A 20,876-nucleotide genomic window follows, 5' to 3' on the forward strand; every position below is an offset into this window, starting at 1 on the left:
CGTTCGGACCACCCCACACGGCCCCGGCCCAGAATTCGGTCCTCAGACCACCATCTGGGCCCACTCAACAGGCAACGGCCACCTCATGAAATTTTGAGGTTAGTATGGGCGGACAATTCCCTAGTTCACTATACGAGAATTTTATTAAAGTCGGGAAGGCGATTTATGATCGATCAGGCGCCACGAAGGAGACTCGCACCGTGCATCAGTTCGGAATATTCACTCTCGTGCTTCGATCTCTAGAGTCTCCGCTGCTTCTGCGTAGAGAGTGTCCCACCTGGCACCGACAACGATATTTGGCGGCCATGTCTGCCGGCGCCGGTAGTCGAAGAGTCGGACGCACGTCGCAATCACCTGTGGGAGGTCGAGGTACTCGCCCTTGTCGAGTAGTTGCAGGTCGACGAGATCGCGGGCGCGTTCACTTCGCTCACCAGAGACGGCGTGAAGCTTCTGCGCGACCTGGTGATCGGAGCGCATGACGGGGACCGCTTTCGGGGCTTCAAGCCCGACTTCGGTGAAGAGTTCGGCAAGGTCAGCCGCGAGTCGGTGCTCCGGCTCGTTGGCATCACCGATCTCGTTGTGCCCCAACTCGAACTTCACCGTGCACCACGGCCTGCCTCGGTAGTCGAGTTTCACGTCGAAAGGTTGCATGACATATGCCGTCGGCACCGCCGGCGGACGAGGGGCAGGCTTCTCGACCAGCCTTCCGGTGAAACCGGCCCACCCGGAGGCGAGCGACTCTTCGAAGTCGCTGCGGAATCGGGCGAGCGGCTGGACCCGTGCAGCGTCGAGGTCTTGCGTGAAGCGGGTGCCACGCGCGTACCGAAGCGCCATCGCACTTCCACCTTTGATCGCGCCCTCGGGCAGCATCTGGCCGATGACGACCAGTGCCATCGCGATCCGGCGCCGCAGCGCCAGTCCGTCGGCACCTTCGAGGTTGCGAATCCGCTGCTCCAGAGAGCGCACATTCGTAGGTGTGTTGGTGTAGCTCACGGCCGGAGTCCCTTCCGCACCCGCTGCCACTCGGCCGTCGTCAGCAGTCCCTCGCCGCGCGCCTGTTTGGCGGCGCTCAGAAGGTGTTCGGTCTCTATGCGACCGCGGCACTCAAGGATGGCATCAGCTATGGGCTGCGCTTCGAGTCCCTCGTAGAACGTTGTGCGCACACCGCCCCTCACCTGGGTCAGCTCGATGTATGGGGGCATCTTCGGACGGGCACGGCGGCGGACGGCGACCTTGATCTTTCGGGGATTCACGTCGGCGAGCCTGAACAGGGCAAGCACCGACTCGCCATGTAGGTAGGCACCCTCCCCCGCCCGCAGGAGCGCCTCAGCGAACTGGTCATAGGCGGTCGAAGGTATGTCCGGCACTCGGTAAAGCCCATAGGTGACGTTCACGAGTCCACCACGGGCGGCGAGCTTCGGCAGTTCGACCGTGGGCACGCCGGCGTCGGCGGCCTCTCTGGTCGTGACGTAACCGTAGTGATCGAGCGCGATCTCGCGCACGATCTCCCGGTACCTCATGCCAGCAGCCATGTCACAACACTACCGAAAACAGTAGTGTTGTGACAGCGCTAACGGAGCGTGTCCGTCTGAATGCACCTCGAACAACGAGCCAGCCCAACAGGAGGATGTATGTAGCCCCTTCGAGAGGCACCGCCAACGCGGGGCGCGTGCGTCCGGGCCTCAGTTCTCCGCGCACGGTGAGGCCTCGCCCGTGAAAACCCCACGCCAGCTGAAGTCTCCGGCCAGGACGTAGCGTCCCGACGCCGGGGTGCGGACCTGCGTCCAGCCGTCGACGGTGGCGGTGACGCACGCGCTGATCGCCGGATCGATCTCATCGCGGGCCGTGAGGTACCGGTTGGGCCGGATGCGGATCTCGTACGCCGCCGCCGCCGGCGCCTCAATCACCATCTGCGAGGGCGACTCCTCCACCAACCGGAGCGGTTCGGGCACGATCGCGGTGGGACCGGCCACCCGGTACAGGGCCCAGTCGTCGTTGCGCCAGGTCCGCGTCAGGTAGGGCAAGCCCGACTCGACGAGTTCGGCCTCGGCCTTCATCTGCCGCATCGGGGCAACTGACACGGCCACATAGGCGACGGCGTTGTCCGACAGCCACAGCCGGTAGCTGCCGGCGGTGAGCGCATCGGTCTCGTAGAAGATCGGGTTGTACCGGGCGTCGGACTGGTTTTCCCAGCCGCGTGCCAGTTTCACCGTCTTGGCGACCATGTGCGATCCGGCGTGGGTGGCCGCGTCGACGAGTTCGACCCGGTGGTTGGCCATCCCCGGGATCTTCTCCAACTGCTCGACGAGCGGTGCGTACGAGATCGCCGGGTCGTCGATGTCGGCCGCGGCGACCTGATCGGCGGCGGCCACGAACACCGAGTAGACCAGAGCCGGGGCGAGTGCGAGCGCCAGGAACCGCCACGGCCTGCGGGAGAAGAACAGCACCAGGCACGGCAGGACGAAACAGAAGAACCGGCTGAGGTTGGAGCCGACGCCCGTCGGGATCAGGAACAGCGCGAGCGCTATGGCCGTCGCGAGCAGCGGGATCCACACGGCGGTTTCGCGCACGACGTTCCCGATGAGGCCCGGATCGTCGTCGGGATCCCCGGATCCAGGTCGCAGAGCGACCCAGGCGCCGATCCCGATCAGCACACACCAGAACAGCGTCGTCGCCGGGAACACCTGCGATCCCGGCGCGCCGAACAGCGCGAACGGAACGAACACCCCCACGGCCGCGCCGATCAGCAGCGCCCACAACGCCGGGTCGGGCCTGGCGACATCGGGCCGGTCCTTGTCGGGAATCGCGGCGGTGTGATGCCACACCAGCCGGCCACCGTCATGCAGCGAACGGACGACGAACGGCACCACTGCCAGCCCGACGAACGCCGGGGCCAGGGCGCTGGCGCAGCCACCCAGCACCAAGGCGGCCGCACCGACGACCAGCATCCGCTGCGCGATCAGCACCACCCCGCCCAGCGTGATCGCCGCGGCCACCGCGAACGCGACACGTCCCGACATCATGTTGAGGACCGCGGTCGCGGCGATCGCCCACGCCAGCATCGTCGGGTGCGCGGCGCGTCGCGACAACGGGTACGCCAGCGCGGCGATGGCGATGGTGGACGCGCACAGCAGTGGGAGCGAACCGATCAGCGTCGACAGCTTCGGGACGATCAGCGAGTAGCTGCCGGGCGAGACGCCGCCGTACCAGCCGAACCAGTAGGCCAGCCCGACACCCGACCGGGCGGCGTCCTCACGGGCTAGCGCCGCCTGCAGATCCGACAGCGCCGGACTGACCAGAAGGAGCACGATGCTCGCCACCACCGCCGTCCCCAACGGCAGCCACGCCCGCCGGAACCGGGGACTCAGATGCAGGGGGGTGCTCACGACTCCGGGGTGGCTCGCTTCGCATCGCCGGACAGTTCCTGCCAGCTCATGCCGCTCAGCGGGGAATCCAGGTATCGCCGCCACAGATAGCGCAGCCCGTACGCGGCGGCCGCACCCGCGGCGAGCGTGGCCAGCCCGGCCACGACGTCGAGGAGGTAGTGATTTCCAGTGCCCATCACCACGAAGAACGTGGTGAACGGGTACAGGCAGCCGAGCACCCGCACCCAATGCCTACGTCCGAAGTGCACCAGCATTATGCCGCACCAGGCGGCCCAGGCGCAGTGCAGCGACGGCATCGCGGCGAACTGGTTGGACACCGCATCCGAGCCCGGGGCGCCGGACTCCGGCCACCAGCCCCACGACCCGGTCTTGGCCATGATGTCGACGAACCGTTCGTCGGCGAGCATTCGCGGCGGTGCGGTGGGCATCGAGTAGAACCCGACGAGCGCGAATCCCGTGGTCAGCACCAGCACCGAACTCATCAGCCGGTATCGGTGTCGATGTGCCACGAACAGCCAGATCAGTACGCCCGGGGTGACGATGAAGTGCAGCGACGCGTATTCGAGCGCGCTGAGCGCCGCGACGGGCGGGGTGTCGTTGACGAACTCGTTGAGCCAGCGTTCGAACGCGAGCCCGAACTCGTCCTCCCAGGCCAGGATGTCGCGACCGTTGCGGAACGCGATGCCCACATCGCCGTCTGCCATGTTGCGAATCATCGAATAGATCCCGTACAGGGCGCCGAGCACCAGAATCTCCACCCACCAGCGGGGGGCGACGAAATACCGCATCACCGCGGCGAAACCCCGGGGCATCCGGCCCAGCACATGCCAGAGCGTCCGGCCCGAACCCGCGCTGGAGGTGCGTGCGGCCGAGTCGACAGATGTTTCCGTCTCGGTCACGGTGTCCTCCTCACACAACTACGCGGGCTCACACGACTACGCGGGCACGGTGAACACGCCCTCACCCCCCTGCCGCCCGCCGACAGGTCAAGCCGCCAGCATACATCGGCCCCGCGGGCTACAGCAGATCACCGGGGTTGAGCAGGCCATTCGGGTCGAGCTCCGTCTTGATGGCGGCCGCCATCGCCCCCGACTCCGAGCAAGACGATTCAAGCCGGAATCCTGCTGCCGCATACTTGGCAGCAGGATTCTGGCTTGTCGTCAGAATTGGCGCGTCAGTGCTGGTTGTAGATGAACACGGACTTGGTGACCGTGCCGCCGCCCGTGGATCGACCGAAGTACACGTCGTTCTTGCCCCAGAACGGCTGGGTACTGCCCCGGACCGAGACGGCCACTTTCAGTGGGGTCTCCGACGGCAGATTCCGAGCTATGTACCGAAATTCCATCCAATACGACTCCACACGGTGCCTGGACACCTCTCGAGCCGTGGCGACATACCGCCCGCGTTTGGTGGTGATGATGACCCGCGGATCGTCCATGTCATGGGTGATATACGCGGACACCTTGATCACGAGCCGATTGGACCCGTTCCCGTGGTCAGGTCCGTCCCCTGGACGGGCCGGGGCTTGCGCTGCGCTGACAGTCAGCAACCCAAGCCCTGTCATGAATGCCAGAACCGCGATAACCAGCTTCTTTGACATCGATATAGCCTTCCGCGTTGTCTTATCCGCCACGTGCGTGGGTACAAATGACGATAGGTACTGTTTCGATGACCGGAGGGTGCTGTCCTACGTACAAATGACGCACTCACACCGGAATGGGGATGCCTCAGAGCAGGACGCCGGGGTTGAGCAGGCCTTCCGGGTCGAGTGCCTTCTTGATGGCGGCGGTCATCGCCATGACATCGGGACCCACCTGATCGGGCAGCCACGCCTTCTTGAGCCTGCCGACACCGTGCTCGCCGGTGATGGTGCCACCGAGTTCGATGGCCGCGTCCATCACGCGCCCGAACGCCGAATTGGCGCGCCGGGTTTCGTCGGCATCGGCGGGGTCGAAGACGATCAGTGGATGGGTGTTGCCGTCGCCGGCGTGCGCGATGACCGAGATCATCACCCGCTCGTCGTCGGCGATCGCCGCCACCTTCTCGATGAGGTCGGGCAGCATCGCGATGGGTACGCCCACATCCTCGAGCAGCAGCGACCCGAGGCGCTCGACGGCGGGGATCGCCATCCGGCGCGCCACCGTGAACGCCTCGCCCTCGGCAGGGTCGGTGGTGGAGAACACCTCCGACGCGCCGTGCCGCCCGAACACCTCCTCGATGAACGCCACCTCGGCCGCAGCTGCCGGTCCGGGCGCGTCGGACTGGGCCACCAGCAACGCGCCGGCGTTCCGGTCGAGGTCCATGTGCAGCATGTCCTCGACGGCGTTGATCGACACCTTGTCCATGAATTCCAGCATCGCCGGCCGGATCCTGCCGGTGATCTCCAGCACCGCCTCGCTGGCCTCGCGCACCGAGGGGAACGACCCGACCACCGTCGAGGCCGCCGCCTGCTCCGGGATGAGCCGCAGCGTGACCTCGGTGACGATCCCCAGCAGACCCTCGCTGCCGACGAACAGTTTGGTCAGCGGCAGACCCGCCGAATCCTTGAGCTGTTTGCCGCCGAGCCGGACCGCGCGGCCGTCGGCGAGAACCACCTGCAGGCCGAGCACGTAGTCGGTGGTGACGCCGTACTTGACACAGCACAGTCCGCCCGCATTGGTGGCGACATTGCCGCCGATGGTGCAGATCTCGAACGACGACGGATCCGGCGGATACCAGAGACCGTGCGCCTTGGCCGCCTCCTTGACCTCGAAATTGAACATTCCGGGCTGACTGACCGCGGTGCGGGTGCTGGTGTCGATCGTGATCTCGCGCATCTTCTCGGTGGAGAGCATGATCGCGCCGTCGACGGCGGTCGCGCCGCCGGACAGGCTGGTTCCGGCGCCGCGGGTGACGATCTGCACCCCGTTGGCGGCGCACCAGCGCACCGTCGTCTGCACGTCCTCGGTGGTGACCGGACGCACCAGCGCGAGCGGCGTTCCGGCGTCGGGGTCCTGGGCGCGGTCCTGCCGATAACCTTCGAGGATATCGGGATCGGTGACCACCATCGACTCGGGCAGCAACGCGGCGAGCGGGGCAACATCAGTTGTCGGCATAGCCACACATTATGGAGTGCGACCGTACCGGGGGCACCCATTCGGCCCCAAACCCGCACCTGCCCTTACGCTGACGACGTGGCAGCGACCCGTGAGACTCCAGCGCCTGGCACCGCGGTCGGCGACTACCTCATCGAACGGCTCGTCGGCGCGGGCAGCAGTGCCGACGTGTACCTCGCCCGGCCGCGCATCCCGCGGCCCGCGGAACCGCACGAGGTGGCTCTCAAAGTGCTGCACGCCGGTGAGGCCGGTCAGCATCAGGCCCGCGCACGATTCGAGCGCGAATTCGAGATCGCCTCACTGCTGCGACACCGCAACATCGTGCGGATGTACAGCCATGGAGAGATGACCGGCGATGGGCGCATAACGCCGTGGCTGGCGATGCAGTACGCGGGCGGCCCCGCCTCCGACATCCTCATCCCCCGGCCGGACACCGAACCGGACCTGCCGACGATAGTGCGAGTGGCGTCCCAGAGCGCGGCGGCCCTCGACCACGCCCACCGCAACGAGGTGATCCACCGCGACGTCAAACCCGCGAACATCCTGCTGACCTCGCCGACCCTGGGCGAGGCCGACGCCGTCCTCAGCGATTTCGGTATCGCCCAATTCCTCGACGACACCAGGCCCCTGGCCCGCAACGGCCGGGTACGCGGTTCCATCGCCTATGCGGCTCCGGAACTGCTTCAGGCGCAAAAACTCTCCCCGGCCACCGACCAGTACGCATTGGCGTGCAGCCTCGTCGAATGGCTCACCGGCAAACCGCCTTTCCCGCGCCAGACGGCATTCGCGATCACCTACGCACACATCCATGACCCGATCCCGCCGCTCACCTCGCGCCGCCCCTGGCTGCCGAGTTCGCTCAATTCGGTGTTCACCAAGGCCCTCGCCAAGGACGCCGCCGACCGCTACGAGACCTGCGAGGAGTTCGTGACGATCATCGCCCGCACGATGCGAGACGTGACACCCCCCGAACGCCCGCGCCCCGCACGCCGGTTCGGCTGGTTCCCTTGGTGATCGGTATCTGAGACGCACCCTCGGGAGCCACGCCCTACTCGCCGGGAGCCGGGTCGTCCGGGGCGCCGAGCCGATAGACCGCCCGTGCGTTGTCGGCGAAAATCCTTCTCAACCAATAAGATCCACGATCATCGAGGATGTCTGTGAGCGCACCCACCAGATCCTCGAGTGTGGCATTGGGCTTGTCCACCGGATAGTTCGAGCCGAACAGGAGCCGCTCGGGTCCGAACCTGGCCGCCAGATGTTCCACCAGCGGACCCACCATCTCGGCCAGGGTCTCCCGACCGCCGATATTGCCCCAGCGGGCCTTGCCGTAGCCGAGGACGGGCAGCGCCAGCCCCGACAACTTGACCACCACATTCGGGTACGTCGCCAGCGTGGTGATGCGTTCGCGCCACAACCGCAAGATGTCGGCGCGGTTGGCGGCCGTCGCACCGGTCCGGGCACCGACGGGTCCGAACGCGCCGACGGGGATACCCATGTGGTCGACGACGATGGTGGTGTCGGGAAATTCGCGGGCCAGGATCACCACGTCGTAGAGCTGATGCGAGTAGCACATCACCTCGAACACCAGCCTGCGCCCGGCGATCGTCTCGAATCCGTTCAGGAACTCGGCCGACGGCAGGATGTTTTCGGCGGCGGCGAAGTCCCGGACCCCCGAATCCGGATGCCGGGCGGCGCACCAGCGCACCCCGCGCAGCAGATCCGATGCCGCCGCACACTCATCGAGTTGCCGGCCGAGGTCGTCGTCCCGAGGATCGGCGGCGACGACGATCGCACCCACGTGCGGCGCGCCTCCCGCCCCGAACGGCAATGACGTCAGATAGGCGGTCTCGGCCATCGGCGAGGTGTCCCTGCCGGACAGCGACAGCGACTCCACGCACACCACGGTGTCGATACGTGCTCCGGTGACCGGCAGCACCCGCGCCCCGTCGGCAAGGTAGTCGCGCGGTTCGTAGGCACGCAGCAACGCGGACGGGTTGAGCAGGAACTCCGGTTCACGACGTCCGATCACCCTGGGAACGGTCTGTCTGCCCAGGTCGGTCACGTAGTGCAGGCCCCGGCTGACAACGTCCGACGACGGCTTCCGGCGCGGATTCCACTGATGCAGATGCGCGTCGACGATCCCCGGCAGTTCGCCACCCAACGTGTCCACCCCCCGAGCGTCGCATACCCGTCGTCTCACGATCAGTCTGACGATCAGGATTAGTCCGTATGACCGGCCCGTACTCTCGATGCGACGAGCCGACGACATCCGAAACGTCAATGCGCATCGTCACATAAACAACCGGTCAGGATCAACGACTAGAATATTGACTTCAGCCTGATGAATCCATACCCGGGGCGGAGCCGGGAGACAGGAGGTACCGATACCCCGTGGTCAGCCATTCCCGGCACGGTCTGCACCGCCTGCGCGACCTGGTCAATCACGACCAGCAGGGCTTTGCCACCAACGTGTACGCGCGGCTGTTCAGCATCGAACCCGGCCTGCGCGACCTGTTCGGGCCGTCGATGACGGAGACACGCGGCAAGTTCGCCGGCGTCATCGACCATGTCCTAGAGGCGATCCCCGCACCGGGCGGGCAGGACGAACTGGTGGAGTTCCTGGCCCAGCTCGGCCGAGACCACCGTAAGTACGACATCTCGCCCGAGGCGTACGACCACATGTACCGGGCGCTGATGGACGAGTTCGCCGCCATCATGGGGCCGGACTGGGATGACGACACCCAGCAGGCGGCGTCACAGGCGATGCTGCTGACCACCGGCGTGATGCGCGGCGCCGCGCAGATGGCCGAGGGACCGGCCCGGTGGACGGCGCAGGTCGTCGAGAAGTTCCAGATCTCCCGGGACCTGGCCGTGGTCCGGTTGGTGGCGCAGAACCGGCCGGCGTACAAGTCCGGGCAGTACCTCGAAGTACAGATCCCGCAATGGCCCACGACATGGCGCAATCTGTCCCCCGCGATCCCGCCCAACAAGCACGGCGAGATCGAGTTCCATGTGCGTGCGGTGCCCGGCGGGCTGTTCAGTACGTCGGTGGTGAAAGAGACCGCCGTCGGCGACCAGTGGACGTTCGCCCAGGCGCACGGCACGCTGCACATCGAACCCGGACGTCCGGTGCTCATGGTGGCGGGCGGGACGGGTCTGGCCCCGCTGCGCGCACTGCTGCTGGATATGGCGCGCCGGGTCGACCAGGTACCGACACACGTCTTCTACGGGGCCCGCTACCCGGGAGAGCTGTACGATCTCGCGGTGCTGCGCCGCATCTGCGCCACCAACCCGTGGCTGATGATCACCGCGGTGTCCGAACACACCGAGGACCCGTGGTGGCTGGACGCGTCGGTCACCCCGACGGCACTCGGTATCGAGCACCGCTATGGAACGCTGGCCAATGTCGTTGTCGGGTACCAAGATTGGAGCGACCACCAGGTTCTGGTGGCAGGTTCGGCAGACATGATCGAGTCCACCCGCACCCGGCTGATCATCACCGGGGTGCCGGCCCGCAGGATCCAGCACGATCCCGTGATCTGAGTCCCGCCCCCGGCGACTATCCCGCGGGAACCTGCACGGTGACCGTGTCGGTGATCGTGATGGTCTCCGGCGGGATGTTGATCTGCGGGGGCTCGGTGATCGTCACTGTCTCCACGTCGCGGACGGTCTCAGTGACGGTCGCGGTCCGGGTCTTGGTATCCGCGGCCGTGCGCGTCACGGTCCGGACCCCGGTGGGAGCCGCGTTGCTCTTGACCGTCTCGGTGACGGTGGCCGCGTTCCCGCTGACCGTCGTGGTGACGGTCGTCCGGGGCCGGGTGATCTTCTTGGTCGTCGTCCGGGTGACCGTCGCCGTCGCATCCGCGATGTTCGACACCGTCTCCGGCTCGGATTCTGACCCACCGCCGATCAGCGCACCGACGATGCCACCGAGAAGAAGTGCACCGACGATCGCCGCAGCCGCGGGCCACCACCGTCGCCGCGGGGCCTCGGGCTTGTCGACGACGGCGGCCACGGGGGTGCGGACGGTGGTACCGACCGGTTCCGCCGACAGCCGCTGCGCGGATATGGCCGCCCCGGTCGCTCCCGCCAGGGTCGGGGCCGTCGCGATCGAGACCGGCCTGGCCACCGCGTACTCGAAGGCGGGCGCCACGCCCGGGAGCTCGGCGCCGGTACCGGTGCACAGCACCTGCGCCACGGAGGCCCCGCCGGGCATCGTGGTGACCGCGTCGGCCACCGCGTTGGCCCCTTCGGGTTCGGTGATGGGCGCCGGCGATCCGTCGTTGAACTCTGCCGTTCCGACGATCGCACCCGATTGCACGTCGACGGTGATGATGGACCGGCCGGCCGACGGAACGCCTTCGGCGTCGAGGTCGACGACGGCGATCACGCCGCCGCGGGTCGGTTCTACTCTGGCGACCTCGGCCAATGCGACCGGGAAATCCACCATCCGGACCTTCGGCACCCACGCCGGCACCAGCACCCCCGGGGCGAACTGCCGCGCCAGATAGTCGCCGGTGGACTGACGGGACGCCGCGATCCCGATGGCGTCGACGGCCATCGGGACCGAGTCGATGAGTTCGGTGATCGCGTCGAACGCGGCTTCCTCCGACGTACCGTCCTCAAGGTCGACGATGTTGCTGGCGACGATGTCACCGGCCGGTCCCCTGACCACCGACACGATCGCGTCGTCGGTGATGGTCAGGCCGAGCACGCTGCCGTTCCCGCCGGCTTCGTGGCGACCGACGGGTACGGTCGGCGCCTCCGAATCCGGGTCGTCAGCGGCATGCGTCATTGTGTGTCCCTCGGTCCAAGTCTCGTCACCCGACCGGGTCGGGCATTCCCCCTACTCTAGGGGGAGCGGCAGCACCTGCGACGGGCACCTCAGACTGTTCATTCCCAGTTCGTTGTCACACTGTTACGCTCACGCGTCCGATGGCCGCTGCTGACCTTCTGAGGATCGACCCTGTCCTTCTGATCGACCCTGTCCGTCAGATCTGCGCCGCCGTGGTTGCCACACCACCAGCGCGCTCGTGCGCGGCACCGGGACCAGTTCACCACCGCGACGCGACCGCGACCGGTCCAGTTCCTCGGTGAGCTCGCCGACCCGCGCGCGCAGGGCGTCGACCTGATTGCTCAAGTCGATGATCCGTTTGATGCCCGCGAGATTGACCCCCTCCTCCTGGGACAGGCGCTGGATCTCCCGCAACAGTTCGACGTCCCGCGAGGAGTAGCGGCGGCCACCGCCGCTGGTGCGGTGCGGGGTGACCAGTCCGAGCCGGTCGTAGGTGCGTAACGTCTGCGCGTGCATGCCGGCCAGCTCGGCCGCCACGGAGATCATGAACACCGCGGTCGTGTCGTCCCGGCCGCCGGGTACGCCGTCCTTACCCATGCGCTCAGGGTTCGATGGGGTGTTCATGGTCCGGTCACCGTCCCCAGTCGGCCCGTGGGTCGAATCCGCATGCACGTTCGGCCTGGGCGTAGACCTGCATGGCCTCACGTGCGGCGTCGTCGAGCTTCGGCGGCACCGCGACCTTGACCGTGACCAGCAGGTCCCCGGCGCCACCGGCCCGCTTGGGCACTCCCCTGCCGCGAACCCGCAGCGTGCGCCCGTCGGTGGTACCGGCCGGGATCTTGACACCGACCGATCCCTCGAGAGTGGGCACCGACACCGTCGCACCCAGTATCAGTTCGGAGATGCTCACCGGCAGGGTGAGCTTGAGGTCCTGGCCGGTGCGCGTGAACACCCTGTCGGCCTTGACGTGCACGACCACGTACAAGTCGCCCGACGGTGCGCCGCGCCGACCGGCCTCGCCCTGACCGGCGAGGCGGATACGCTGGCCGTCCTCCACCCCCGGGGGGATACGGACGTTGATGGTGCGGGCGCGGACGGTGACACCGCTGCCGGCGCAGTCCGTGCACGGGTCGTCGATCCGGGATCCGGTGCCCTGGCAATCCTGGCAGGGTTCGCTGAAACCGAACGCGCCCTGGTTGCGGCTGACATAGCCCGAACCATTGCACGATGCACATACCTTTGGGCTGGTGCCGGCTTTGGCGCCGCTGCCGTGGCACGACGTGCACGGCGACGGACTGGTCACCCGCAGCGGTACCGTGGTACCGACCGCGGCGTCGCGGAAGGTCAGCGTCGTCTCGGTTTCGAGGTCTTTGCCGCGTCGCGGCCGCGAGGTCGACTGCGCCCGGCCGCCTCGGTTGAACAGGCCTTCGAAGATGTCACCGAAACCACCGGATTCGCCGCCACCACCACCTCCGCCGCCGCCGAACAGGTCGCCGATGTTGAAATCGGCGCCCGTGCTGGTCGTGTAGGTGGTGCCACCGCCGCCCGGGAAACCGCCGGGGAAACCGTTGCCGCCGCCGCGGAACCTCCCGCCGGCGAACATCGCGCGGGTCTCGTCGTACTCTTTCTTCTTCTCGGGATCCGATAGAACGCTCTTTGCTTCAGACACCCTCTTGAATCGCTCTTCGGCCTCCGCGTTACCCGGATTGCGGTCAGGGTGCAGCTCTGCGGCGAGCTTGCGGTAAGCCTTCTGGATTTCCTCAGACGAAGCGTCAGAAGCAACGCCGAGGTCCTTGTAGAAGTCTCGTTCGAGCCATTCGCGTTGTGGAGCCATCGGACGTCACCTCCTTGATACGTGCGGTCGCGGTACCGGCGCGGCGCCGCTGACCTGTGATTTGTCGTGAAGTTCTATTGCAGTGTGCCCGGTGACGTGCACTGCCGTCACCGGGCACACCCTGCATGTGGTGTAGCTGTCGTGTGCGCCGCGCAGCCGAGCTACTCGCCGTCGGAAACCGCCGGAGCGTCGGTGACGGTCACCATCGCGGTACGGATCACCTTGTCGCCGAACCGATATCCGCAGCGGTACACGGCGCCGAGCACCGGATCGGTGCCGTCGCCGTCATTCTGCACCGCCTCGTGCAGTTCCGGATCGAACGGGTCACCGGGCTCGCCGAACGGCACCAGTTCCTCGGCGGTGAGCACCGCGCCCAGCTTGTCGGCGACGGCCTTGAGCGGGCCGTCGGCGAGGTCGCCGTGGGCACGTGCCCGGTCGAGGTCGTCGAGGATCGGCAGCAGCTTCTCGGCCAGCACCCGCTTGCCGTAGGCCACCGACCCCTGCTTCTCCTCTGCGCTGCGCCGTTTGAAATTGGCGAACTGGGCGCGTTCACGCTGCAGCGCGGCGGTCAGCTCGGCAACCTGTTCGGCGTTGGCCTGGGCAGCCTCGTCGGGTGCGGCGGCAGGCTGCGGTTCGGCGGTCTTGTCCGCCGGCACCTGTTCGACCTGCTCCTGTTCGTCCTGCACCGGCTCGGCCTGCGCCTGCTCGGCCTGGGCGTCCGTCTGCCCCACCTGTTCTGTAGCCGCGGCGCCGGGGCGCACCTCTCCCGTCTCGGGATCGATGCGCCGCCGGTCGCTGACAGTGATCGGCTCGTCAGGCTGGGGGCCCGGAGCGGTCACTTCTTGTCCTCGTCGACGACCTCTGCGTCGACCACGTCGTCGGCACCGGCACCGGCATCCGCGTCGTCAGCGACGGTGGCGGCGTCGGCCTGGGCCGCGGCGTAGATGGCCTGACCCATTTCCTGCGACTGCTCCGACAGCTTCTCGATGGCACTCTTGATGGCGCCGATGTCGGTGCCCTTGAGTGCCTCGTTGGCCTCGGCGATCGCGGCGTTGACCTTGTCCTTGAGCTCCGCCGACACCTTGTCGTCGTTGTCCTTGAGGAACTTCTCGGTGTGGTGGACCAGCGACTCGGCCTGGTTGCGGGTCTCGGCCTCCTCGCGACGCTTGCGGTCGTCGTCGGCGTGCGCCTCGGCGTCCTTGATCATCCGGTCGATCTCGTCCTTGCTCAGGCCCGAACCGTCCTGGATGCGGATGCTGTTCTCCTTGCCGGTGCCCTTGTCCTTGGCGGTGACGTGCACGATGCCGTTGGCGTCGATGTCGAAGGTCACCTCGATCTGCGGGACGCCCTGCGGTGCGGGCGCGATGCCGCCGAGTTCGAACGAACCGAGCAGCTTGTTGTGCGAGGCGATCTCACGCTCACCCTGATACACCTGGATCTGCACCGAAGGCTGGTTGTCCTCGGCGGTGGTGTAGGTCTCCGACCGCTTGGTGGGGATGGTGGTGTTGCGCTCGATCAGCTTGTGCATCACGCCGCCCTTGGTCTCGATGCCGAGGCTCAGCGGGGTCACGTCGAGCAGCAGCACGTCCTTGACCTCGCCGCGCAGCACGCCGGCCTGCAGGGCCGCACCCACCGCGACGACCTCGTCGGGGTTGACACCCTTGTTGGGTTCCTGACCGCCGGTCAGTTCCTTGACCAGGTCGGTGACCGCGGGCATCCGGGTCGAGCCGCCGACGAGGACCACGTGGTCGATGTCGCCGACCGAGATCCCGGCGTCCTTGATGACGGCCTGGAACGGTGCGCGGGTGCGTTCGAGCAGATCGGAGGTGATCTTCTGGAATTCGGCGCGCGAGAGTTGCTCGTCGAGGAACAGCGGGTTCTTGTCGGCGTCGACGGTGATGTACGGCAGGTTGATCGAGGTCGACTGCGATGCCGACAGTTCGATCTTGGCCTTCTCCGCGGCCTCACGCAGACGCTGCAGGGCCATCTTGTCCTTGGTCAGGTCGATGCCGTTCTGCGACTTGAACTTCTCCACCAGCCAGTCGACGACGCGCTGATCCCAGTCGTCACCACCGAGGTTGTTGTCGCCGGAGGTGGCGCGGACCTCGACGACGCCGTCGCCGATTTCCAGCAGCGAGACGTCGAAGGTGCCGCCGCCGAGGTCGAAGACCAGGATGGTCTGTTCCTTCTCACCCTTGTCCAGGCCGTAGGCCAGGGCCGCGGCGGTGGGCTCGTTGACGATGCGAAGCACGTTCAGGCCGGCGATCTGGCCGGCTTCCTTGGTGGCCTGGCGCTGCGAGTCGTTGAAGTAGGCGGGGACGGTGATGACGGCGTCCTCGACGTCCTCGCCGAGGTAGGCCTCGGCGTCGCGCTTGAGCTTCATGAGCGTACGCGCGCTGATTTCCTGCGGGGTGTACTTCTTGTCGTCGATGTCGACGGTCCAGTCCTCGCCCATGTGGCGCTTGACCGAGCGGATGGTGCGGTCGACGTTGGTGACGGCCTGGTTCTTGGCGGGCTGACCCACCAGGACCTCACCGTTGCGGGCGAAGGCGACGACGGACGGCGTGGTCCGCGAACCCTCCGCGTTGGCGATGACGGTCGATTCGCCACCTTCCAGCACCGAGACGACGGAGTTGGTGGTGCCGAGGTCGATTCCAACAGCACGTGACATCTGTTTATCCTCCTGTTTCAGGGCGTTGCGCCCAAGCTTCTGCGACCGGCGCCGATGCGGCGCGGGTTGGTTTGCCCGAAACCTGCGCAGGCACTCAACTTCAGTGCAGCCGACTCATGTTCTAGCCGAACGATCGTCTGCGGTCAACTCAAGTTGAGTGGATATTGCTCAAGTTCCATGGTCTGTCCAACGGGCGACCGTCCCGATCTGTTCCCGATCCCGGAAAAAAGTTGAGTACATGTCGCTCATACTTCCCAAAGCGGCGGACCCCACCATCCAGACCTACGACGAAGCATTACAGTTCGGGCAGTTGCGTCCGTTGGGAGGAAGATGGCGACCTACTACCCCAAACTGGCGGCCAGGGTCCTCCGGCAGGCCGACGACCTTCCCGAGATGTACGGGAATCTCGACTTCACGGCGACTCCGGAGCGGTTCACCACCGATCCCGCCGCCAAGAGTGCCCTACCACCCCGGAGAGGCAACCGAGCGGCGTACCTCGATGACGCACGCCTTGTGGAGCTGATGCGGACCGCGCTCTACCTCGGCGACGTCCCCGCGGACCGGGTCGCCGCGCTGTCCCGGGACCTCTCGGTGACCGAACTCATCGGCCTGATCCGCCGGGCGTGCCGGGAGGGTATCGAGAACGTTCCGGAGGCGCCCCCGGAGCTGGCCGGCCTGCTCGCCGTCATGGAGGAGAAGCCTGACTGGATCGACCACGATCTCATCGAGCGGGGCGCCGCACGGTCCCGCCTGATCACCGGGCTCATCGCCCCGTTCGTGACCCGCGGTGCCTTCATCGCCACCTTCACCAACAGTTATGCCGCGCTGCCGATGACGCTGACAGGCGCGTTGTCGGGCAGGCGGGCGGCGTACCGGGTCAACGAGACCACCGCTTTCTTCACCGTCACCACCCTGCCCGGTGCACTCGTGCGTTTCGGCCCCGGGTTCGAGGCGGCGGTGATGGTTCGGGTGATGCACTCGATGGTGCGCTACAACGCGCTCACCCGCGGCAGCGGGCGGTCCGGACGTGCCTGGGACGCGGCCGTTTACGGACTCCCCATCCCCCAGCTCGACCAACTGCCCGCCGGAATGATCGGCCCGTACCTGGTTTCCCGTGGGGCTCTGCGCGCCGGCCGCGGCTTCACCGACGACGAGCGCGCGATGATCGAGTTCTACCGGTACCGGTGTTTTCTGCTCGGCCTGCCCGAAGAACTCCTGCCCGCTGACCCGCAGGACATCGTCGACATGTTCCACGTCCGCGGCGCCCCCCTGCGAGACGGATTCGACGACTCCTGCCGCAGCCTGGTCACCTCCACGATGGATGCCTATCTACGACCGACCGACCGACTGTTCGACCGCATGGCCGACTCGGTGGAGAAAAGCTACAGCAAGGCAGCGTTCTGCGGCGCCTTCTGCGACTTCAACCCCCGGACCGCCAAGCGGATGGGCGTCAACATAGGCATCGGTGACCTGGCCCGCATCGCCGCGACCGGCCCGTTCATCGGCGGCCGGCTGGTCACGGTCGCCGCGGCCGGTCGGCTACCGGCACTGCAGAAGGTCTCGAGCCGCTACCTGACCCGCCAGGTACGGCACCGACTCGACGTCTACGGCATTCCCGAGTACACCACCGATCACCGCCACTACGCGCACTGACCGCCCGAAACCCCACCGCTCAGCGTCGGCATCACAATAATGTCGATGCCGAGGCCGTGCGGTGGGGTTTGGGTCAAGAACTCAGGCCGCCGACGCAGAAGACTCCGCGGCCGGGTCCAGTGCCCGGGAAACAATCTCCGCGACATCCGTCATCGGGATCACCTCCAAGGCGTCGAGGATCTCGGTGGGCACGTCGTCGAGGTCGGGTTCGTTGCGTTGCGGGATGAACACGGTGCTGAGCCCATTGCGTTGTGCGGCAAGCAGTTTCTGCTTCACCCCGCCGATCGGCAGCACCCGCCCGTTGAGAGTGACCTCGCCGGTCATCCCGACATCGCCGCGCACCCGGCGCCCGGTCGCCATCGACACCAGTGCGGTGACCATGGTGACACCCGCCGACGGCCCGTCCTTGGGCACCGCGCCCGCCGGCACGTGCACATGGACGGTGCGGTTCAGTGCGGCCGGATCGACGCCGAGTTCGCTTGCGTGCGAACGGACATACGACAGCGCGATCTGCGCGGACTCCTTCATCACGTCACCGAGCTGTCCGGTCAGTTGCAGACGTGGCTCGCCGTCCTCGGTGCCGGAGCCGGTGGCGCTCACCTCGATGTACAGCACATCGCCGCCCATTCCAGTCACGGCCAAACCCGTTGCCACACCGGGAACTTCGGTCCGTTCCGCCGATTCGGGCAGGAACCGGGGCCGCCCCAGATACTCCTTGAGGTCGTCGACTCCGATCATCACCGGTGCCGATGCCTTGCCCGCGGCGAGTTTCGTCGCCACCTTGCGCGTCAGTTTCGCCAGCAGCCGTTCGTATTGCCGCACACCGGGTTCGCGGGTGAAGTTCGCCGCGATCTCACGCAATGCGTCATCACCGACGGTCACCTCGTCGGCGGACAACGCGGCCCTCTCGATCTGCCGCGGCACCAGATGCCCACGCGCGATCGCCACCTTGTCGTCCTCGGTGTACCCGTCGATGGTCACCAGTTCCATCCGGTCCAGCAGCGCCGCCGGGATGTTCTCGATAACGTTGGCCGTGGCCAGGAACACCACATCGGACAGGTCCAGGTCGAAGTCGAGGTAGTGGTCGCGGAAGGTGTGGTTCTGCGCCGGGTCGAGCACCTCCAGCAGCGCGGCCGCCGGATCACCCCGGTAGTCCGAACCCACCTTGTCGATCTCATCCAGCAGCACAACGGGATTCATCGATCCGGCTTCACTGATGGCGCGCACGATGCGCCCGGGCAGCGCGCCGACATAGGTGCGCCGGTGACCCCGGATCTCGGCTTCGTCCCGCACGCCGCCGAGCGCCACGCGCACGAACTCACGACCCAGCGCCCGCGCCATACTCTCACCGAGTGAGGTCTTGCCGACGCCGGGCGGACCGGCCAGCACCATCACCGCACCCGAACCTCGCCCGCCGACGACCTGCAGCCCGCGTTCGGCCCGAAGTGCCCGCACCGCAAGATATTCGACGATGCGGTCCTTGACGTCATCGAGTCCGTGATGGTCGGCGTCGAGGATCTCCCTGGCGCCGGCGATGTCGGTGGAGTCGGTGGTGGTGACGTTCCACGGCAGGTCGAGCACGGTGTCCAGCCACGTGCGGATCCATCCGGTCTCCGGCGACTGGTCGCTGGCCCGTTCCAGTTTGCCGACCTCCCGCAGGGCCGCCTCGCGCACCTTGTCGGGCAGGTCCGCGGCCTCAACGCGCCCCCGGTAGTCGTCGGCGCCTTCGGGTTCGTCCTCGCCGAGTTCCTTACGAATCGCGGCGAGCTGCTGACGCAGCAGAAATTCCTTCTGCTGCTTCTCCATTCCGTCGCGGACATCGGCGGCGATCTTGTCGCTCACCTCGGTCTCGGCGAGGTGTTCCCCGGTCCATTCGATGAGCGAGCGCAATCGCTGTGCGACGTCGGCGGTTTCGAGCAATTCGCGTTTCTGCTCATCGGTCAGCCACGACGAATACCCGGATGTGTCGGCGAGCGCCGACGGGTCGGTCATCTTGTTGACGGCGTCGATGATCTGCCATGCCTCCCGGCGCTGCAGCATCGCCAGCACCAGCTTCTTATATTCGGCGCCAAGGTCTTTCACCTCATCGGTGACGGGTGGATCATCGAGTTCGGTCACCTCGACCCACAACGCCGCACCATGCCCGGGTGTCCCGGACCCGATCTGCGCCCGTTTCTCACCTTTGACGACGACAGCCTGCTGCCCGCCCGGAATGCGTCCGGCCTGCACGATCGACACGATCACGCCGTGTGTCGGATACCGGTCGTCCAGACGCGGCGCCACCAGCAGCTTGCCGCTTTCGGTGGCGCGGGCAGCGTCGACGGTCGCCTGCGCGGCGTCGTCGAGCGGGATGGGTACCACCATGCCGGGCAGAACCACCAGATCGGGAACGAACAGGACCGGCACTGAGTGTGTGTTGGACATACAACCTCCAAAGTTCAGTCTGCTCGACTCAACCCCGAGGCCGACGCACATGTTCCACCCCCGGTTACGCCGGGGGCGAACACCACGACGACGACGTTCCCGCGTCACCGACTTCGTGCCGCTGATCGGTTATCGCGATATCCGATAAGCGGGACGCAGTTCGAGTCGCGGCTGCGCGCCTACCCGGTGACGATGACCGGCGTCATCGCACCCTCGCGGATTACTCGGTCACTGGTGGCGATCGCGAGGCCACGCCGGGTGGCCTGGGCGACGATCATCCTGTCGAACGGGTCGCGGTGGTCCCAGTTCAGTTGACCCGCCAAAGTCGCATCCGCCGAATCCATCACAAGTTCCGACGCCGCCATGGCGTTGAGCGTCTGGGCCCAGCCCGACAGGATGCCCGTGCCCTCGAGCCGACCCATCCGGGTCTTGATCGCGATCTCCCACGCGGACGATGCTGGGTTCTTCTGAGCCACGCAGAAACAAGAGCCATGGGCGAGGGCCGGGCACCTGCCTTGCCGGGGGCAGTGCCGTGGCAGTTGCGAGCGGGGTACTTCGCTCTCGTGCAGGGACATCGATGGATCGCAAAGAACTACGCCGACCGGGGATTGTGCTCGGCGTTCCTGCTGTCCAGCCGTCCGTGGGAGAGCCAGGGATACACGTCCAGGCGGTGCTGATTCCCGATCACGATCTTGTGATCTGTTGGTGGAGGCAAGCTTTCACAAGCACCTCCACCAACAGGCGTGCGCAGCTATGATTTTGCGCGAAGGGGACGAGCCACCAGCGTTGCTGGGCTGACGCCGCCATCGCCAAGGAGGTGCACACTTTGACCAGCCCAGTGAATGCCAACCTTGACATCAACACCCCACCGGCGGCGAACGCTTCTCGCGTTCGCCGCCGGTGGGGTGTTGTATTGTCGCGGTCATCGACCGCCGGACTCAGCCGATGCCCGTTACCCGATGCCCGTTACCCGATGCCGTTGTCGGCGTCGGCGCCGGTCTCGAAGTGCAGGTTGCCA

General features: G+C 66.7%; 17 protein-coding genes. 3 read left to right on the plus strand and 14 right to left on the minus strand.

Features of this window, described 5'->3' with window-relative positions:
* Positions 1–219: 219 nt before the first annotated feature.
* From KDB67_RS19235 to KDB67_RS19260, 6 genes are all read right to left on the minus strand, one after another.
* The gene (locus tag KDB67_RS19235; protein WP_291019360.1) at positions 220–993 is read right to left on the minus strand and encodes a nucleotidyl transferase AbiEii/AbiGii toxin family protein; all 774 of its coding nucleotides are present in this window, start codon (positions 991–993) and stop codon (positions 220–222) included.
* Positions 990–1,532 (minus strand): type IV toxin-antitoxin system AbiEi family antitoxin domain-containing protein, encoded by a 543-nt coding sequence (locus KDB67_RS19240; RefSeq protein WP_291019362.1) that lies wholly within the window; start codon positions 1,530–1,532, stop codon positions 990–992. Before KDB67_RS19240 ends, KDB67_RS19235 begins: the two co-directional genes overlap by 4 nt.
* Before the next feature lie 150 nt (positions 1,533–1,682).
* Positions 1,683–3,386 (minus strand): hypothetical protein, encoded by a 1,704-nt coding sequence (locus KDB67_RS19245; RefSeq protein ID WP_291019364.1) that lies wholly within the window; start codon positions 3,384–3,386, stop codon positions 1,683–1,685.
* The gene (locus KDB67_RS19250; RefSeq protein WP_291019366.1) at positions 3,383–4,285 is read right to left on the minus strand and encodes a phosphatase PAP2 family protein; all 903 of its coding nucleotides are present in this window, start codon (positions 4,283–4,285) and stop codon (positions 3,383–3,385) included. Before KDB67_RS19250 ends, KDB67_RS19245 begins: the two co-directional genes overlap by 4 nt.
* A 275-nt stretch (positions 4,286–4,560) precedes the next feature.
* Entirely contained in the window at positions 4,561–4,857 is a 297-nt protein-coding gene (locus tag KDB67_RS19255) for a hypothetical protein (RefSeq protein ID WP_291019369.1), read from the minus strand.
* 256 nt (positions 4,858–5,113) lie between these two features.
* Entirely contained in the window at positions 5,114–6,481 is a 1,368-nt protein-coding gene (locus KDB67_RS19260) for an FAD-linked oxidase C-terminal domain-containing protein (RefSeq protein ID WP_291019372.1), read from the minus strand.
* A gap of 78 nt (positions 6,482–6,559) precedes the next feature.
* On the opposite strand from KDB67_RS19260, the gene KDB67_RS19265 reads away from it, so the two are divergent.
* Positions 6,560–7,495: a serine/threonine-protein kinase gene (locus KDB67_RS19265; RefSeq protein ID WP_291019375.1), complete on the plus strand. Its 936-nt coding sequence runs from the start codon at positions 6,560–6,562 to the stop codon at positions 7,493–7,495.
* A 34-nt stretch (positions 7,496–7,529) separates the two neighbouring features.
* Here the strand turns inward: KDB67_RS19265 and KDB67_RS19270 are convergent, their stop codons facing one another.
* On the minus strand, positions 7,530–8,651 hold the full coding sequence (locus KDB67_RS19270) for an amidohydrolase family protein (protein ID WP_291019378.1): 1,122 nt from the start codon (positions 8,649–8,651) through the stop codon (positions 7,530–7,532).
* 221 nt (positions 8,652–8,872) lie between these two features.
* Between KDB67_RS19270 and KDB67_RS19275 the strand changes: the two genes are divergently transcribed.
* Complete coding sequence (locus KDB67_RS19275) at positions 8,873–10,024, plus strand: FAD-binding oxidoreductase (RefSeq protein ID WP_291019381.1); 1,152 nt, start codon at positions 8,873–8,875, stop codon at positions 10,022–10,024.
* Between the two features lie 16 nt (positions 10,025–10,040).
* On the opposite strand, the gene KDB67_RS19280 is transcribed toward KDB67_RS19275, so the two are convergent.
* From KDB67_RS19280 to dnaK, 5 genes are all read right to left on the minus strand, one after another.
* Complete coding sequence (locus tag KDB67_RS19280; RefSeq protein ID WP_291019384.1) at positions 10,041–11,276, minus strand: hypothetical protein; 1,236 nt, start codon at positions 11,274–11,276, stop codon at positions 10,041–10,043.
* Between the two features lie 129 nt (positions 11,277–11,405).
* Positions 11,406–11,873 (minus strand): helix-turn-helix transcriptional regulator, encoded by a 468-nt coding sequence (locus KDB67_RS19285; RefSeq protein WP_291019400.1) that lies wholly within the window; start codon positions 11,871–11,873, stop codon positions 11,406–11,408.
* A gap of 34 nt (positions 11,874–11,907) precedes the next feature.
* Complete coding sequence (gene dnaJ / locus KDB67_RS19290; protein ID WP_291019387.1) at positions 11,908–13,110, minus strand: molecular chaperone DnaJ; 1,203 nt, start codon at positions 13,108–13,110, stop codon at positions 11,908–11,910.
* A gap of 161 nt (positions 13,111–13,271) precedes the next feature.
* On the minus strand, positions 13,272–13,949 hold the full coding sequence (grpE, locus tag KDB67_RS19295) for a nucleotide exchange factor GrpE (protein WP_291019390.1): 678 nt from the start codon (positions 13,947–13,949) through the stop codon (positions 13,272–13,274).
* Positions 13,946–15,781, minus strand: coding sequence for a molecular chaperone DnaK (gene dnaK, locus KDB67_RS19300; protein WP_291019393.1), 1,836 nt, complete (start codon positions 15,779–15,781; stop codon positions 13,946–13,948). The genes grpE and dnaK overlap by 4 nt, the downstream gene beginning before the upstream one ends.
* A 330-nt stretch (positions 15,782–16,111) precedes the next feature.
* Between dnaK and KDB67_RS19305 the strand changes: the two genes are divergently transcribed.
* Positions 16,112–17,434, plus strand: coding sequence for an oxygenase MpaB family protein (locus KDB67_RS19305; protein WP_291019396.1), 1,323 nt, complete (start codon positions 16,112–16,114; stop codon positions 17,432–17,434).
* An 81-nt stretch (positions 17,435–17,515) separates the two neighbouring features.
* Here the strand turns inward: KDB67_RS19305 and lon are convergent, their stop codons facing one another.
* On the minus strand, positions 17,516–19,858 hold the full coding sequence (lon, locus tag KDB67_RS19310) for an endopeptidase La (protein WP_291019398.1): 2,343 nt from the start codon (positions 19,856–19,858) through the stop codon (positions 17,516–17,518).
* A gap of 179 nt (positions 19,859–20,037) precedes the next feature.
* Positions 20,038–20,334 carry a type II toxin-antitoxin system VapC family toxin gene (locus KDB67_RS19315; RefSeq protein WP_324388116.1) on the minus strand — a complete coding sequence of 99 codons (297 nt, stop codon included), beginning with the start codon at positions 20,332–20,334 and terminating at the stop codon, positions 20,038–20,040.
* Positions 20,335–20,876: the final 542 nt, after the last annotated feature.

This window comes from Gordonia sp. (in: high G+C Gram-positive bacteria), from assembly GCF_020438995.1.
Classification (GTDB): Bacteria; Actinomycetota; Actinomycetes; order Mycobacteriales; family Mycobacteriaceae; genus Gordonia.